Source organism: Cupriavidus sp. 05T41, from assembly GCF_056396525.1.
Genome location: NZ_JBFTLQ010000001.1, coordinates 224,458 through 238,951, shown reverse-complemented (window position 1 = coordinate 238,951; position 14,494 = coordinate 224,458). Strand labels below are relative to the sequence as shown.

The window sequence follows — 14,494 nt, the reverse complement described above, 5'->3', positions numbered from 1 at the left end:
CCATGACCCGCAGCAGCGGCCCGCGCGGCTACTTGCTGGCCACCTGCCCGCCAGCCTGCCCGCCAGTCTTTCCGCCGGACTTCCCGCCATCGGCCAGCGTCGACGCCCCGCCCCAGTCCCCGCCCAGCGCCTTCACCAGGAACACTGCGGTCAGCATCTGCTGCCCCCGCAACTGGACGGCGGTGCGCTCGGCGCCCAGCAAACCCTGCTGGGCCGTGATCACGTCCAGGTAGCCGGTGGCGCCGCCGTCGTAGCGGGCCGTGGCCATGTCGAGCACCTTGCTGGCGCTGCCCACGGCGCGCTGCTGCTGGTCGTTGGCGCGCGACAGCGCGGCGAGGCCCGTGATGCCGTCCTCCACTTCCTGCATCGCGGTCAGCACCACGCGGCGGTAGTTGGCCACCGTGCCGTCATAGCCAGCACGCGCGAAGTCCAGGTTGGACCGCAGCTTGCCGCCGTCGAACAGCGTCACCGCCGCCGACGCCCCAAGCGACCACACCAGGCTCGGCAGGTCGAACAGCGAGCCGAACGATCGCGTCTCCGTGCCGATGGCCGAGCCCAGGATCACGCTGGGATAGAACGCTGACTTCGCCACGCCGATCTGCGCATTGGCGGCCGCCATCGCGCGCTCGGCCGAAGCCACGTCGGGGCGGCGCTCCAGCACGTCGGACGGCACGCCGAGCGGCACCGCCGGCGGCACCAGCTCGGCCCCCTCCGGCGCCAGCGTGAACAGCGGCGCGGGCGTGCCGGTCAGCGTGGCGATGGCGTGCTCGAACTGGCCGCGCTGGCGCGCGAGCACGTCCACCTGCGTGAGCGTGGCGTCGAGCAGCGCCTGCTGCTGCGCCAGGTCCAGGCCCGACGCGGCGCCCAGGTCGTGGCGCGCATTGACCAGGTCCAGCGCGCGCCGCTGCAGCGCGATCGAGCGGCGCAGCACGTCGACCTCTACGTCGAGTGCGCGCAGGTTGTAGTAGTTGGCGGCGAGATCCGTGGTCAGCAGCAATCGCACGTTCTCGAAATCGGCGAGCGACTGCTGCGCCGATGCCTGTGCGCTCTCGATCGTGCGCCGCACGCGGCCGGCCAGGTCAAGCTCGTAGCCGACGGTGAACGAGGCCGTGAAGTCGTTCTGCACCGTCGAGTAGTTCGGCGCGGCGTAGTTGGTCAGCGGCCGGTTGGCCGAGATCCGCGCGCGCTGCTCGCGCGCATTGATGCCGATCTGCGGGAACAGCCCGGCGTTGGCGGCATTGGCCTGCGCGCGCGCCTGCAGCAGGCGCGCGTTGGCGGCGGCGAGCGTCGGGCTGGCGGCCAGCGCCTGGCGCTCCAGCGCGTCCAGGCGCGGATCGCCGAAGCGCTCCCACCAGTTGCCCTTGGCCACGCTGTCGCCCGGCGTGCTTTCGCGCCACGGCGGCTCGAGCTTCCATGCCGCCGGCATGTCGGCCTCGGGCTTGCGGTAATCGGGCCCGGCCGCGCAGCCGCCGAGCAAGGCGGCCAGCGCCACGGCCGGTGCGATCGCTTGCGCGCTGCGCCGCAGCCTCATCGCCTGGCCTCCGTGGCGGCGGGCGCGGAGGCCGGTGACGCCGGCGCCAGCGCCACGCGGTCGCCGTCGGCGATCGAGTCCGACGGGTTCAGTACCAGGCGGTCCTGTGCGCCCACGCCGTCGAGGACCTCCACGGTGGCGCCGTAGTAGCGGCCCAGCGTGACCGGGCGCAGCGTCACCTTGCCCTGCGCGTCGACCACGGCCACGCGCGTGCCCTCGGCGCGGAACAGCAACGTGTTGCTCGGCGCCTGCAACGCCTGGCTGCTCTTGAGCGGCAGCGAGACCGTGACGTAGGCCCCGGGCAGCAGCACGCCGTCGCGGTTGGGCAGCGTGACCTCCACCTGCATGGTCCGCGTGGCGGCGTCGATCGACGCAGCGGTGCGCGCCACCTGCCCCTTGAAGGCCTGGCCACGCAGCTCCGCCTGCGTCACCACCACTTCCTGCCCTGCCTTGACGAGATTGGCATAGCTTTGCGGCACGTTCACGTAGACGCGCAGCGGGTCGGTCTGCGAGAGCAGGAACAATTGGCGGTTGCCATCGATCAGGTCGCCCACGTCAACGCTGCGGCGGGTGATGATGCCGGCGAACGGCGCCACCACGCGCTTGAAGCCTTCGAGCTGGCGCAGGCGCTGCACGTTGGCATCGGCCGCGGCCACGTTGGCCACGCCTTGCGTGACCGCGCTGCGGCGCTCGTCGAGTTCCTGCTGCGACACCACGTCCTTCTTGCGCAGCCCCTCCCAGCGCTCTACCGTGCTGCGCGCCAGCGCCAGGCTGGACGCGGCCTGCTCGCGCGCGGCGATGGCCTGGCTGAGCTGCTGGTCGATCTCGGGTGTCTCGACCTCGGCCAGCAGTTCGCCCTTCTCCACATGCGCGCCGATGTCCTTGGTCCAGCGCTTCACATAGCCGTTGGCGCGCGCGGCGATGGGCGCCTGCACGAAACCCTGCAGCGTACCGGGCAGCGCCAGCGACTGGCTGCTGCCGGCCTGCGGCAACGCGGTCAGCACGTACTGCCTGGCGCGCTCTTCGGTGCCCGCGCGCAGGGCCTTGGCGTCGGCATAGCGGCTGATCAGCGTGCGCCCGGCGCCCACCGCCAGCAGCGCCAGCACCACCAGCGCCGCGATACGCGTGCGCCGCGCCACCTCGCGGCGCTTCAAATGCTCGTGCGGATCGTCCCCGCCGGCATCGCCCATGTGCAGGCCCAGCTCTGCATGGCGTTGTTCGGTCATTGCCTCAACCCTCTTGATGTGTGGGAGCCAGCGGCGGATGCGCCCCGCCCCGGTGCGCCTTGCGCCCGGCCAGCCAGCGGTGCACGGCGGCGAACACCACCGGTACGAAGAACAGTGTCGACACGGTGGCGAACAGCAGCCCGCCGATCACCGCGCGGCCCAGCGGCGCGTTCTGCTCGGCGCCCTCGCCCAGGCCCAGCGCCATCGGGATCATGCCGATGATCATGGCCAGCGCCGTCATCAGCACCGGGCGGATGCGGGTGGCGCCCGCCTCCAGCGCGGCCGACAGCGGCGGCACGCCCTCGTCGAGCCGCTGCCGCGCGAACGACACCAGCAAGATACTGTTGGCGGTGGCCACGCCCATCGTCATGATCGCACCGGTCAGCGCGGGCACGCTCAGCGTGGTGCCGGTGATGAACAGCATCCAGGCGATGCCGGCCAGCGCCGCGGGCAGCGCCGCGACGATGACCGCCGCGTCGATCCACGACTGGAAGTTCACCACCACCAGCAGGTACACCAGCACGATCGCCATCGCCAGCCCGACACCGAGGCCGATGAACGACGACTGCATGGTCTGCACCTGCCCGCGCACCACGAGCTGCGAGCCGCGCGGCAGCTTGCCCTGCATCTGGTCCACGAGTTTCTGCACCTTGCCCGCCACGGTGGCGAGGTCGGTGCCCTGCACGCTCACGTAGATGTCGATCGCCGGCAGGATGTTGTAGCGCGACACCACCGCCGGCTGGCGCGACGTGGAGGCCTGCACCAGGTTGCCCAGCAGTTGCGAGCCACCCGGGCTGGTGGCGGCGTTCGCGGGGGCCGCGGGGCTCGCGGCATTCGCGGCGGCGCCCACCGGCAGGTTGAGCAGCGTGTCGAGCGAGTCGATCTTGTACTGCGGCGTCTGCACCGCCACGCTGTAGACGATGCCGTTGCCCGGATTGAGCCAGAACGCCGGCGCGGTCTGCGAGCTGCCGGACAGCGAGATCAGCACGTTCTGCCCGACGTTCTGCGCCGACAGCCCGAGCTGCTGCAGGCGCGTGCGGTCCATGTCCAGGTTGATGGCGGGATAGTCGTTGCGCTGGTGCACGTGCGCGTCGACGGCGCCGGGGATCTGGCGGATCTGCTTGACCAGCTCGCCGGCGAGCTGGGCGTTGGCCTGCAGGTTGTTGCCCGTGAACTGCACGTCGATGGCCGCCGGCAGCCCGAAGTTCAGGATCTGCGTGACGATATCGGCCGGCTGGAAGAAGAACTCCACGCCGGGGAAGCGCCTGGGCAGCTCGGCGCGCAACAGCGAGACGTACTCCTCGGTGGGCCGGTGGCCCTCCCGCAGCGACATCAGGATCTCGCCGTCGAGCGTGCCGATGGTGCCGGCATTGCTGTAGGACAGGTTGATGCCGCTATTGGGCACGCCCAGGTTGTCGAGGATGGTCTCCAGCTCGGCGGGCGGGATCATCTCGCGGATGGCCGCCTCCACCTTGTCGGCCACGCGCGCGGTCTCCTCGATGCGGGTGCCGGTCGGCATGCGCATGTGCAGGCGGATCTGGCCGGCGTCCACGGTCGGGAAGAAGTCGCGCCCGAGGAACGGGATCAGCGCGCACGACAGCACGCAGAAGCCCAGGAACACGGTGGCGAAGCGCTTGCGGTTGGCCAGCTGCGCCGACAGCGCCAGCGTGTAGACGCGCCGCACGTTCTCGAAGCGGCGGTCGAACCCGCGGTACAGCCGCTGCAGCAAGCTGGGCTTGCCGTCGCCGCCCTGCGTGTGCGCGCCGCCCATCAGCAGCATCACCAGCGTCGGCACCAGCGTGCGCGACAGGATATAGGAGGCCGCCATGGCGAACACCACGGCCTCGGCCAGCGGCACGAACAGGAAGCGCGCGACGCCCTCGAGGAAGAACATCGGCACGAACACGATGCAGATGCACAGCGTGGACACGAACGCCGCCACCCCGATTTCTCCGGCGCCGGTGTCGATGGCCTCCAGCAGCGGCTTGCCCAGGTGCAGGTGCCGCTCGATGTTCTCGATGGTGACGATGGCCTGGTCCACCAGGATACCGACCGAGAGCGCCAGGCCCCCCAGCGTCATCAGGTTCAGGGTTTCGCCGAGCGCGTGCAGCATCAGCACCGACGCCAGGATCGACAGCGGAATGGTCAGCGCGATGATCAGCGTGCTGCGCCAGTTGCCGAGGAACAGCAGCACCATGGCGGCGGTCAGGCCGGCGGCGATCAGCGCCTCGAACACCACGCCCTTGACGGCGGCCTTCACGAACACCGACTGGTCGAACAACGGCGTGACCTTCACGTCCGGCGGCAGGATCTGCTGCGCGCGGGGCAGCAGCGCGCGCAGGTTGCTGACGATGTCCAGCGTGGAGGCCTCGCCGTTCTTGAGCAACGACAGCAGCACGCCGCGCTGGCCGTCCTGGCGCACGATATTGGTCTGCGGCGAGAAGCCGTCGCGCACGTAGGCCACGTCGCGCAGGTAGGTGGTGTTGTTGCCGATGGTGCGCACCGGCAGGTCGTTGAGGCCGGCGATCGCGTCGGGCGAGCCGTTCATCTTGACGTTGAACTCGGTCTCGCCGAGCTTGGCCGTGCCCGACGGCAGGATCAGGTTCTGCAGGTTGACCGCGTTGACCACGTCGGCCGGCGCGAGGCCGCGCGCCTGCAGCGCCTGCATGTCGAGGTCCACCGACACCAGCCGGCTCTTGCCGCCGTACGGGAACGGCACCGCCACGCCGGGGATGGTGATGAGCTGCGGGCGCAGCAGGTTCACGGCGGCGTCGAACAGCGACTGCTCCGGCAGCGTGGGGCTGGACAGGCCGAGCTGCACCACCGGGATGCTCGAGGCCGAGTACTTGATCACCAGCGGCGGCGTGATGCCGGGCGGCAGCTGCCGCAGCTGCGACTGCTCCACCGCCACCACCTGCGCGATCGCCGTCTGGATGTTGGCGGTGGGCTGGAAGAAGATCTTGATGATCGCCACGCCGTTGAGCGACGTCGACTCGATGTGCTCGATGTCGGAGACGGTAGTGGTCAGGCTGCGCTCGTTCTGCGCCGAGATGCGCTGGCCCATCTCCTGGGGCGACAGGCCGTTGTAGTTCCAGATGATGCTGATGACCGGGATGTTGATTTCCGGAAAGATGTCGGTCGGCATCTTCAGCAGCGCGAAGGGCGTGGCGAGCACGATCAGCATCGCCATCACGATAAAAGTGTACGGGCGACGCAGCGCCAGCTGGACCATGGACACGAGGCGGGTCTCTTGTGGAAAGGACGACGGAAAGAACGACGGAATGAACGACGGAAAGAACGGCAGGATCGCTGCAGATCGTCGACACCGCCACCGGACCAGGGCGCGCGGGCGGCATGCGGTGGCGAGGACGTTTGCCCGAGCCCGCAGATGCGCTCATTGCGTCGACAGTGGACGAATATAGCACGGCGTTTGCGGCGCGGCAGGCCTTCGCTGGCAAACGCCGATGGCCGCTTTCAAAGGTGTTGCGCGCAGTGCAAATACATTCACGCAGACATTTATCGGGTGCGCGAATGCATGGACATTACCCCCTCACCCGCCCTGCCGGACGCATAAGCAACTGCGGCATTATTCGTTCCCTGCCGGCCGGCGCTCGCCTACCCTTCTGCGCTTATCGACGGACAATGCAGGAACGGCAATGGCGCAAGAACTCGACAAACAGCGGCGCACGGTGGTCAGCAGCGTGCTCGCGGCCGGGGCGGCTGCCCTGCTCGGCTTGGCGCAGCCGGCCCGCGCGCAAGCGCAAAAGCACACGCTGCGCATCGGCTACCAGAAATCCTCCACGCTGATGATCCTGCTGAAATCGCGCGAGACGCTGGAAAAGGCGCTGGCGCCGCTCGGCGCAACGGTGCAGTGGTACGAATTCACCTCCGGGCTGCCGCTGCTGGAGTCGCTCAATGTCGGCAACCTGGACCTCAGCGCCGACGTGGCCGACGCGGTGCCGCCCTTCGCCCTGGCCGCCGGCGCCAGCCTGACCTACTACGCGATCGAGACCCCGTCGCCCGAGGCGCAGGCCATCGTGGTGCGCCAGGATTCGCCGATCAGGGAAATCGCCCAGCTCAAGGGACAGCGCATCGCCTTCGCCAAGGGTGCCGGCGCACACTACCTGCTGCTCGAGGCCCTGGCCAGCGCGGGCCTGTCGATCCGCGACATCGAGCCGGCTTACCTCAGCCCGGCCGACGCGCGCGCCGCCTTCGAGCGCGGCAGCGTGGCCGCCTGGGTGATCTGGGATCCGTTCCTGGCCGCCGTGCAGCGCCAGGCCAGCGCGCGCATCCTGCGCGACGGCAAGGGCCTGGCGAGCTACCGGCGCTTCTATCTGGCCGCCACGCCATACGCCCAGAAGCACCCGGAAGTGCTAGCGGCGGTCTACGACGAACTGCGCCGCGCCGGCGAATGGATCAAGCAGAACCCCGCAGCCGCGGCGCAATGGCATGCGCCGCTGATCGGGCTGGACGCGGCCACGGTGGAAGCGGCCAACCGGCGGCGGACTTACCAGGTCCAGACCGTCGACGCCGCATCGCTGGAAGAGCAGCAGCGGATCGCCGATGCATTTGCCAGCCAGAAGATCCTGCCGCGCAAGGTGGTGGTGGCGGATTCGCCGGTCTGGAAAAGGGCCTGAGCGGCCTGGGTCCGCGCCAAGCCTTGCCGCCGGCGCCGCGCGCGCCACTTCCGGCGCCGGCCGGTGGGCATCCCGGATCTGGCGTATAGTCGGTTGGCATCAATCTACCGGATGCAACCTTCCATGCCACCCAAGACCGGGCAGGCCGAGCCTGCTGCGCTGCGCATCGGCATCGTCGTCTACGACGGCTTCCAGGCCATGAACCTGGCGGTCAGCTCGGTGCTCGAGTTCGCCAACCTCACCGCCGGCCGCCCGCTCTACGCGCTCTCGCTGCTCTCGGAGCACGGCGGCCCCGTGCTCACCTCGGGCGGCTTCGCCGTCACCACGAAGCCGTTCGACGACACGCCTTTCGACACGATCCTGGTGGTGGGCGACAACGAAATCCTGCCCACCAGCCCCGGCATGGTCAGCTTCCTGCAAAAGGCGGCGCAATCCTCGCGCCGCATCGGCGCCACCTGCACGGGCGCCTTCAACCTCGCCGAGGCCGGCCTGCTCGACGGCCGCCGCGCCACCACCCACTGGTTCTTCGCCAGCCACCTGCGGCGCGCCCATCCCAAGGTGAAGCTGGAGGAAGACCGCATCTTCATCATCGACGGCCCGGTCTGGACTTCCGCGGGCATGACGGCCTGCATCGACCTGGCGCTAGCGCTGGTGGAAAAGGATGCGGGCGCCGAGGTCGCGCGCCAGGTGGCGCGCAAGCTGGTGGTCTATCACCGCCGCGCGGGCGGGCAATCGCAGTTCTCGGCGCTGCTCGAGCTGGAGCCCAAGTCGGACCGCATCCAGCTGGCGCTGGACTTCGCCCGGCAGAACCTGCATGCGGAACTCTCGGTGGAACAACTGGCGCAGGCCGCGCACCTGAGCCCGCGCCAGTTCAGCCGGGCTTTCCGCGAAGAGACCGGGCAGACGCCGGCCAAGGCGGTGGAGCACCTGCGCGTCGAAGCCGCGCGGCTGATGATGGAGTCGGGCCGGCATCCGATCGACGTGGTGGCAAGGGACACCGGCTTCGGCGACCGCGAACGCATGCGGCGCGCATTCCTGCGCGCCTTCGGCCAGCCGCCGCAGGCGATCCGGCGCATGAGCCGCACGGAAGCGGAGCCCGCCCCGGCCTGACCGGCGCGCCGGGGCCGGGCGACAGGCCTAGCCGTGATTCGCCGCGAACCGGTCCGTGGCGGCGAGTAGCTGGTCGAGGATGCCAGGCTCGGACCATGCATGGCCAGCGCCTTCGATCAGGTGGAAATCGGCTGTGGGCCAGGCCTGGTGCAGCGCGTAGGCGTAGCGTGCCGGGCAGGGCATGTCGTAGCGGCCATGCACGATCACGCCGGGAATGCCGGCGAGCCGGTGCGCGTCGCGCAGCAACTGTCCCTCCTCCAGCCAGCCGCCGTGGACGAAATAGTGTGTCTCGATGCGGGCGAAGGCCAGGGCAAAATGCGCGTCGCCGTGCGTGGCCGAGAAGGCGGCGTCCGGCAGCAGCGTGATGGTCTCGCCCTCCCACAGGCTCCACGCCACCGCGGCCTCCAGCTGCTTCGCGGTATCGCTGCCGGTCAGCAGCTTGCGGTAGGCGCCCAGCATGTCGCCGCGCCCGGCCTCCGGCACGAGCGCCTGGAAGCGCGCCCACTTTTCCGGGAACATCTCCGAGACGCCAAACTGGTAGTACCAGGCCAGTTCCGCCTTGCTCAGGGTATAGATGCCGCGCAGCACCAGCTCGCTGACCCGCTCCGGGTGGCGCTGCGCATAGGCCAGCGCCAGCGTCGAGCCCCAGGAGCCGCCGAACACCAGCCATTGCTCGGCACCGGTCAGCCGGCGCAGGCGCTCGATATCCTCGACGAGGTGCCAGGTGGTATTGGCCTCGAGGCCGGCATGCGGGGTCGAGCGGCCGCAGCCGCGCTGGTCGAACAGCAGCACATCGTAGCGCGCGGGGTCGAACAGCCGGCGATGCTCGGCCGAGATGCCGCCGCCGGGCCCGCCATGCAGGAAGAGCGCCGGCTTGCCGCCCGGCGTGCCTACCCGCTCGTAATAGATGACGTGGCCATCGCCGACATCGAGCGTGCCGCTCGCGTAGGGTTCGATGGGCGGATAGAGCGTGCGCAGTGCGGTCATGGCGGTTTCCGGGAAGGCAGGTATCTGCACGGATTGTAGTCTGCTCCGGGCCTGCTTCGGGTCAGCGCCGGGTCAACTCCGGGTCAACTCCGGGCCAGCTCCGGACCGGCTCGGTAGTGGGCACGCCCAGGCGGGCGGCACGCGCCAGCCCGTCCGAAGCCGCGTCGATGCCGACCATGGCGCCCATCTCCAGGTGCCTGGCCTGGCGCATCACCTTGATCATGAGGTCGGTGCCGATATTGCCCGAGCCGATGATGGCCACCTTGTGCCTGCCGCTCGTTCTCATGTCCATGCCGGTTCTCCCCGCCGCCTCAGCGGCCCAGTGCCTTCGCGGTCTTGCCGCCGATGCCGAACTGCGTGTTCGGCACCTCGGTGATCATCACGCGCACGGTCTCGACCGGCGCGCCGATCGATTCCACCGCGGCGTCGGTGAGCGCGCGGATGAGGCGCGCCTTCTGCTCTTCGGTCCTGCCTTCGATCAGGAAGACTTGCATGATGGGCATGGTGTTTCTCCAGTCTGGTTTGGTCTGGTTTGGTTTGGGTTGGGTTGGCTTGACCTGGCTTGGGTCGATCGATTGCGTATAAGGTGCCGCCAGGCCCCGCGCACTCGGCGCGGGCTTGCCATGCCGTGCGGCAGGCCTAGTTCGGCCAGCATGACATCGTAACAGTGGGTGCCGTTGCTGTAGCCCTCGCGCTCGGCCAGCCACCTGCTGGCGGCGTGCTCAGACGAAGCGCATCGAAACCGTGCCCAGGTGCTGGTAGCGCACCGTGATGCTGTCGCCCGCCGCCACCGCGACGGCCTCGGTCACGCCGCCGGTCATGATGAAGGTGCCGGCCGGCAGCTCGCGCCCGCGCGCGCCCAGCATATTGGCCAGCATCGCCACGCTGCTGGCCGGATGGCCCAGCACCGCCGCGCCGGCCGCGGTGGCCACCACCTCGCCGTTCTTCTCCAGCACCACGCCGAGGTTCTTCAGGTCCAGCCCGTCGGCACCGCGGTGCGTGCCGCCGGTGACGAAGCGCGCGGACGAGGTGTTGTCCGCAATCACGCTCTTGAGATCGAAACGGAACTGCTCGTAGCGCGAGTCGATCACCTCCACCGCCGGCAGCACGAAGTCCGTGGCCGCCAGCACGTCGCCGATATGGCAGCCCGGGCCACGCAGCGGATGCTTGAGCACGAACGCGATCTCCGCCTCCACCTTGGGATGGATCAGCGCGGCGGTGTCGATGGCGCCGCCATCCATGCAGGCGCCGTAGTCGGTCAGGAAGCCGTAGACCGGTTCGGTCACGCCCATCTGGCGCATCTTGGCAAACGAGGTCAGGCCCATCTTGAGGCCAGCGATGCGGGTGCCGCGCGCTTGCTTGCGGGCGCGGATCGCGTCCTGGATGGCGTAGGCGTCGTCCCAGTCCATGTCGGGATGGGTATCGGTGATCTTGCGCACCGGCTCGCGCGTGAGTTCGGCGTTCTCCAGGAACTCGGCGAGCTGGAGGATGGTGTCTTGGGTCAGGTTCATGGCTAGCTCCTGTGCAGCGGATAGACGGGATTCACACGAAGCGCACGCCGGCCGAGCCGATGCCGCCGAGGCTGATGCGCAGCTGGTCGCCGGCCTTGACCGGCACCATCGCGGCCAGCGAGCCGGACAGGATCACCTCGCCCTTCTTCAGGCCAATGCCGAGCCGCCCGAGCGTGTTCGCCAGCCACGCCACCGCATTGGCCGGGTGGCCCAGCGCGGCCGCACCCGCGCCGGTGGCAACGATCTCGCCGTTCTTCTCCAGCGTCATGCCCACGGTGCCCAAGTCGAGCCCGCGCGGGTCCACCGCCGCATCGCCGAGCACGAACACGCCCGACGAGGCGTTGTCCGCCACGGTGTCCTGGATGCGGATCTTCCAGTCGCGGATGCGCGAATCGACGATCTCGAAACACGGCAGCACGTAGGCGGTGGCGCGCAGCACGTCGGCATTGGTCACGCCCGGCCCGGCCAGGTCTTCCTTGAGCACGAAGGCGATCTCGCCTTCGGCCTTGGGCGCGATCAGCGTGTCGGCGGCGATCGCCGCGCCGTCGCCGTGGACCATGCCGGACAGCAAGTGGCCGAAATCCGGCTGGCGCACGTCGAGCATGTCCATCACCACGCGGCTGGTCACGCCGATCTTCTTGCCGACCACCCGCTCGCCGGCATCGATCCGGTGCTGCACCATGGCCAGCTGGATGCGGTAGGCGTCGTCGATGGACAGGCCTGGCCAGGTCGCGGTCAGCGGAGCCAGCGGCGCGCGCGCGACCAGTGCCTGGTGCAGGCTCGCGCCGATCTCGCGGATCTGTTCTCGCGTGATGCTCGTCACGTCCATCTCGTTTGTCGCGTTTGTCGCGTTTGTCTCGTTGCCCATGGCCAGCCTCACAGCTTCACGCAGATATTGCGCAGTTCGGTATAGAACTCCAGCGAATGCACCCCGCCCTCGCGGCCAATGCCGGATTGCTTGGCGCCGCCGAAGGCCGTGCGCAGGTCGCGCAGGAACCAGGCGTTGATCCAGCAGATGCCCACGTCCAGCGCACGGCCCATGCGGTGGGCGGTGCCGAGGTCGCTGGTCCACACGGTCGCGGCCAGGCCATAGGGCGTATCGTTGGCGAGCCGCACGACCTCCTCTTCCGTATCGAAGGGCGCGATATGGCAGCAGGGCCCGAAGATCTCCTCGCGGATCACCGCCGCGTCCTCGGGCAGGCCGGTCCAGATGGTCGGCTGCACCCAGGCGCCTTCGGCCAGCGCGCCCGGCATCGGCGGCACGCCACCGCCGGTGACCACGGTGGCGCCGGCCTGCGCCGCCTTGCGGTAGTACGACAGCACCTTGGCCTGATGCTCCAGCGACACCAGCGGCCCCATGTTCACGCCGTCGTCGCCCGGCTTGCCCAGCTTCAGCCCCTCCGCCCTGGCCTTGAGCGCGGCGACGAAGCGCGCGAAGATGGGCCGCTGCACATAGACCCGCTCGGTGCCCAGGCACACCTGGCCGCTGTTCTCGAAGGCCGAGCGCGTGATGCCGGCGACGGCCTTGTCGAAGTCCGCATCCGCGAACACGATGCCGGCGTTCTTGCCGCCCAGTTCGAACGAGACCGGACGCACGCCATTGGCGGCAGCCTTCATGATGGCCTCGCCGGTGCGTGTCTCGCCGGTGAAGGTAATGCCGTCTACATCCGGGTGCGCGGTCAGGAAGGCGCCGGCGGAATCGGGGCCGAAACCGTGCACCACGTTGTAGACGCCGGGCGGCACGCCGGCTTCGTTCATCACCTCGCCCAGCAGCGTGGCGGTGGCTGGCGTCTCCTCCGATGGCTTGACCACCACGGTATTGCCGCATGCCAGCGCGGGCCCGACCTTCCACGTCATCAGCAACAGCGGCAGGTTCCACGGGCACACCACGCCGATCACGCCGCGCGGCGCGCGCACCGCATAGTTGATGGCCTCGCCGCCGTCCGGGGTGGCCATGGCGAAGCTCTCCGCCGGCACGTTCTTGATGAGGTCGGCAAACACCTTGAAATTGGCCGCGCCGCGCGGGATGTCGACATGGCTGGCCAGCGACAGCGGCTTGCCGGTGTCGGCGATCTCCGCCTGCAGGAAATCGTCGAAGCGGCGGTTGATGCCGTCGGCCACCGCGTGCAGCAACTCCACGCGCTGCGCCACGGTCATCCTGCCCCACGGTCCGTGCAGGGCCTGCCTGGCCGCGCTCACGGCGGCGTCCACCTCGGCCTGCCCGGCTTCGTGCACGCGGGCGATCAGGCTGTTGTCGACGGGGTTGCGGTCGTCGAACTGGCGGGCGGTGCCGACCCACTCGCCGTTGATGAAGTTCTTGAATTCTTTCATGTCTGTCTCGATGGTTGGGACGTTGCGCCGGGCCGGGCGCCCGGCCGGCTGTGCGCGCTCTCCCCTCTCCCACCGCGTGGGAGGGGGGAGCAAACCGGCGCCATCCGGTGCCACGCCGGTCCGCTCAACTCGCGGCGCTCAGGTCAGCACGCTCAGGAACGCATCATTGAGCTTGCGGTCGTGATAGAAGATCGCCCGCCCCAGTTCGTTGTCGGTCCAGGTGATGGTGGGCTTGTCCGGATAGTGGATATAGCCGCCGGAGAACACCTCGTTGCGGTTGCCGGAAGGATCGAAGAAGTAGATGGTGGCGCCGCGCGTGATGCCGTGGCGCGTGGGCCCGATATCGAGCGAGACGTCCTTCTTGGAGATGATGTCGGCGGCCTTGAGCACTTCGCCCCAGTTGTCCAGGTTGAACGAGGCGTGGTGGAACTTGTTCTTCTCGGGGTGGCGGATAAAGGCGATGTCGTGCGCCTTGTTGGAGCAGGTCAGGAAGGCGCCGATCAGCATCCGGTCCGGCCCGGCCACCACTTCCTCGGCCAGCGTGAAGCCGAGCACGTCGCGGAACAGCCTGACCGTGCCGTCGACGTCGTCGCCATACAGCAGGCAATGGTCGAAGCGGCTCGGCGCCATCCCGCGCAGGTCGTCGGGCCACGGGTCGGGGTTGCTGTCGCCGGTCATGCAGCCCAGCTTGTCCTTGTCCGCGAACAGCTCGATGGCATGGCCGGTGGGGATGGTGAAGCGAAAGCGCACGCCGGTGCGCGGATGCTCGCCGGCGGCAATCCACTGGCAGTCCGAGGCCAGGCCCGACTGCTCCACTTCGTGCGCCAGCCGCTCCAGCGTGCGGCCGCTGTCCACGCGAAAGCCCATGTAGTCCATGCCCGGGCTGTCGGCCTCGCGCAGGACCACGCTGTGGTGGTCATGCTCGTCCCAGGCCTTGAGGTAGACGCGGCCCTTGTCGTCGCGCGCGGTTTCGATCAGCCCGAGTACCTCGGTGTAGTGCCTGAGCGCCGGCTCCAGCTCCAGCACGCGCAATGCCACGTGCCCCGGACGCAATACGCCTGTCAATGCCATGACTGTCTCCTTGATCCTTGATGATGGGGTTATCGGTCCATCTTTTCTTGCTGCGTTTTTTCTACTGATCTACTGTTCTACGGTTCTGCT

Annotated in this window: 11 protein-coding genes and 1 pseudogene; 2 read left to right on the top strand and 10 right to left on the bottom strand. The window is 69.0% G+C overall.

The window, feature by feature from the left end:
- Window positions 1-28: 28 nt before the first annotated feature.
- The 3 genes from AC1DKV_RS01070 to AC1DKV_RS01060 are packed head-to-tail and all read right to left on the bottom strand — an operon-like array spanning window position 29 to window position 5,995.
- Window positions 29-1,531, bottom strand: coding sequence for an efflux transporter outer membrane subunit (locus tag AC1DKV_RS01070; protein ID WP_441614293.1), 1,503 nt, complete (start codon window positions 1,529-1,531; stop codon window positions 29-31).
- On the bottom strand, window positions 1,528-2,757 hold the full coding sequence (locus AC1DKV_RS01065) for an efflux RND transporter periplasmic adaptor subunit (protein ID WP_441614292.1): 1,230 nt from the start codon (window positions 2,755-2,757) through the stop codon (window positions 1,528-1,530). Before AC1DKV_RS01065 ends, AC1DKV_RS01070 begins: the two co-directional genes overlap by 4 nt.
- Window positions 2,758-2,761: 4 nt before the next feature.
- On the bottom strand, window positions 2,762-5,995 hold the full coding sequence (locus AC1DKV_RS01060) for an efflux RND transporter permease subunit (protein WP_441614290.1): 3,234 nt from the start codon (window positions 5,993-5,995) through the stop codon (window positions 2,762-2,764).
- A gap of 418 nt (window positions 5,996-6,413) precedes the next feature.
- On the opposite strand from AC1DKV_RS01060, the gene AC1DKV_RS01055 reads away from it, so the two are divergent.
- Together AC1DKV_RS01055 and AC1DKV_RS01050 are read left to right on the top strand one after the other, a co-directional pair.
- A complete protein-coding gene (locus AC1DKV_RS01055; RefSeq protein WP_441614288.1) occupies window positions 6,414-7,394 on the top strand; it encodes an aliphatic sulfonate ABC transporter substrate-binding protein in 981 nt (326 codons plus the stop codon).
- Window positions 7,395-7,517: 123 nt separating this feature from the next.
- Window positions 7,518-8,504 carry a GlxA family transcriptional regulator gene (locus tag AC1DKV_RS01050; protein WP_441614286.1) on the top strand — a complete coding sequence of 329 codons (987 nt, stop codon included), beginning with the start codon at window positions 7,518-7,520 and terminating at the stop codon, window positions 8,502-8,504.
- Window positions 8,505-8,531: 27 nt separating this feature from the next.
- Here the strand turns inward: AC1DKV_RS01050 and pip are convergent, their stop codons facing one another.
- From pip to AC1DKV_RS01015, 7 genes and pseudogenes are all read right to left on the bottom strand, one after another.
- Window positions 8,532-9,491: a prolyl aminopeptidase gene (pip, locus tag AC1DKV_RS01045; RefSeq protein ID WP_441614284.1), complete on the bottom strand. Its 960-nt coding sequence runs from the start codon at window positions 9,489-9,491 to the stop codon at window positions 8,532-8,534.
- Between the two features lie 112 nt (window positions 9,492-9,603).
- Window positions 9,604-9,783, bottom strand: a pseudogene (locus AC1DKV_RS01040) (acetaldehyde dehydrogenase (acetylating)); the annotation flags it as partial.
- A 19-nt stretch (window positions 9,784-9,802) separates the two neighbouring features.
- On the bottom strand, window positions 9,803-9,994 hold the full coding sequence (locus tag AC1DKV_RS01035) for a 2-hydroxymuconate tautomerase (protein WP_441614282.1): 192 nt from the start codon (window positions 9,992-9,994) through the stop codon (window positions 9,803-9,805).
- Between the two features lie 219 nt (window positions 9,995-10,213).
- The gene (dmpH, locus tag AC1DKV_RS01030) at window positions 10,214-11,002 is read right to left on the bottom strand and encodes a 2-oxo-3-hexenedioate decarboxylase (RefSeq protein ID WP_441614280.1); all 789 of its coding nucleotides are present in this window, start codon (window positions 11,000-11,002) and stop codon (window positions 10,214-10,216) included.
- Between the two features lie 31 nt (window positions 11,003-11,033).
- Window positions 11,034-11,816, bottom strand: a complete 783-nt coding sequence (dmpE, locus tag AC1DKV_RS01025) for a 2-oxopent-4-enoate hydratase (RefSeq protein WP_441614364.1) — start codon at window positions 11,814-11,816, stop codon at window positions 11,034-11,036.
- A gap of 62 nt (window positions 11,817-11,878) precedes the next feature.
- Window positions 11,879-13,333, bottom strand: coding sequence for a 2-hydroxymuconic semialdehyde dehydrogenase (locus tag AC1DKV_RS01020; RefSeq protein ID WP_441614278.1), 1,455 nt, complete (start codon window positions 13,331-13,333; stop codon window positions 11,879-11,881).
- A gap of 138 nt (window positions 13,334-13,471) precedes the next feature.
- Window positions 13,472-14,404 (bottom strand): catechol 2,3-dioxygenase, encoded by a 933-nt coding sequence (locus tag AC1DKV_RS01015; RefSeq protein ID WP_441614276.1) that lies wholly within the window; start codon window positions 14,402-14,404, stop codon window positions 13,472-13,474.
- Window positions 14,405-14,494 lie beyond the last annotated feature (90 nt).

Coding starts and splice junctions, on each gene's coding strand:
- AC1DKV_RS01070 (WP_441614293.1), bottom strand. CDS start 1,531: ATGAGGCTGCGGCGCAGCGCGCAAGCGATCGCACCGGCCGTGGCGCTG.
- dmpH (WP_441614280.1), bottom strand. CDS start 11,002: ATGAACCTGACCCAAGACACCATCCTCCAGCTCGCCGAGTTCCTGGAG.
- AC1DKV_RS01035 (WP_441614282.1), bottom strand. CDS start 9,994: ATGCCCATCATGCAAGTCTTCCTGATCGAAGGCAGGACCGAAGAGCAG.
- AC1DKV_RS01050 (WP_441614286.1), top strand. CDS start 7,518: ATGCCACCCAAGACCGGGCAGGCCGAGCCTGCTGCGCTGCGCATCGGC.
- pip (WP_441614284.1), bottom strand. CDS start 9,491: ATGACCGCACTGCGCACGCTCTATCCGCCCATCGAACCCTACGCGAGC.
- AC1DKV_RS01015 (WP_441614276.1), bottom strand. CDS start 14,404: ATGGCATTGACAGGCGTATTGCGTCCGGGGCACGTGGCATTGCGCGTG.
- AC1DKV_RS01020 (WP_441614278.1), bottom strand. CDS start 13,333: ATGAAAGAATTCAAGAACTTCATCAACGGCGAGTGGGTCGGCACCGCC.
- AC1DKV_RS01065 (WP_441614292.1), bottom strand. CDS start 2,757: ATGACCGAACAACGCCATGCAGAGCTGGGCCTGCACATGGGCGATGCC.
- AC1DKV_RS01055 (WP_441614288.1), top strand. CDS start 6,414: ATGGCGCAAGAACTCGACAAACAGCGGCGCACGGTGGTCAGCAGCGTG.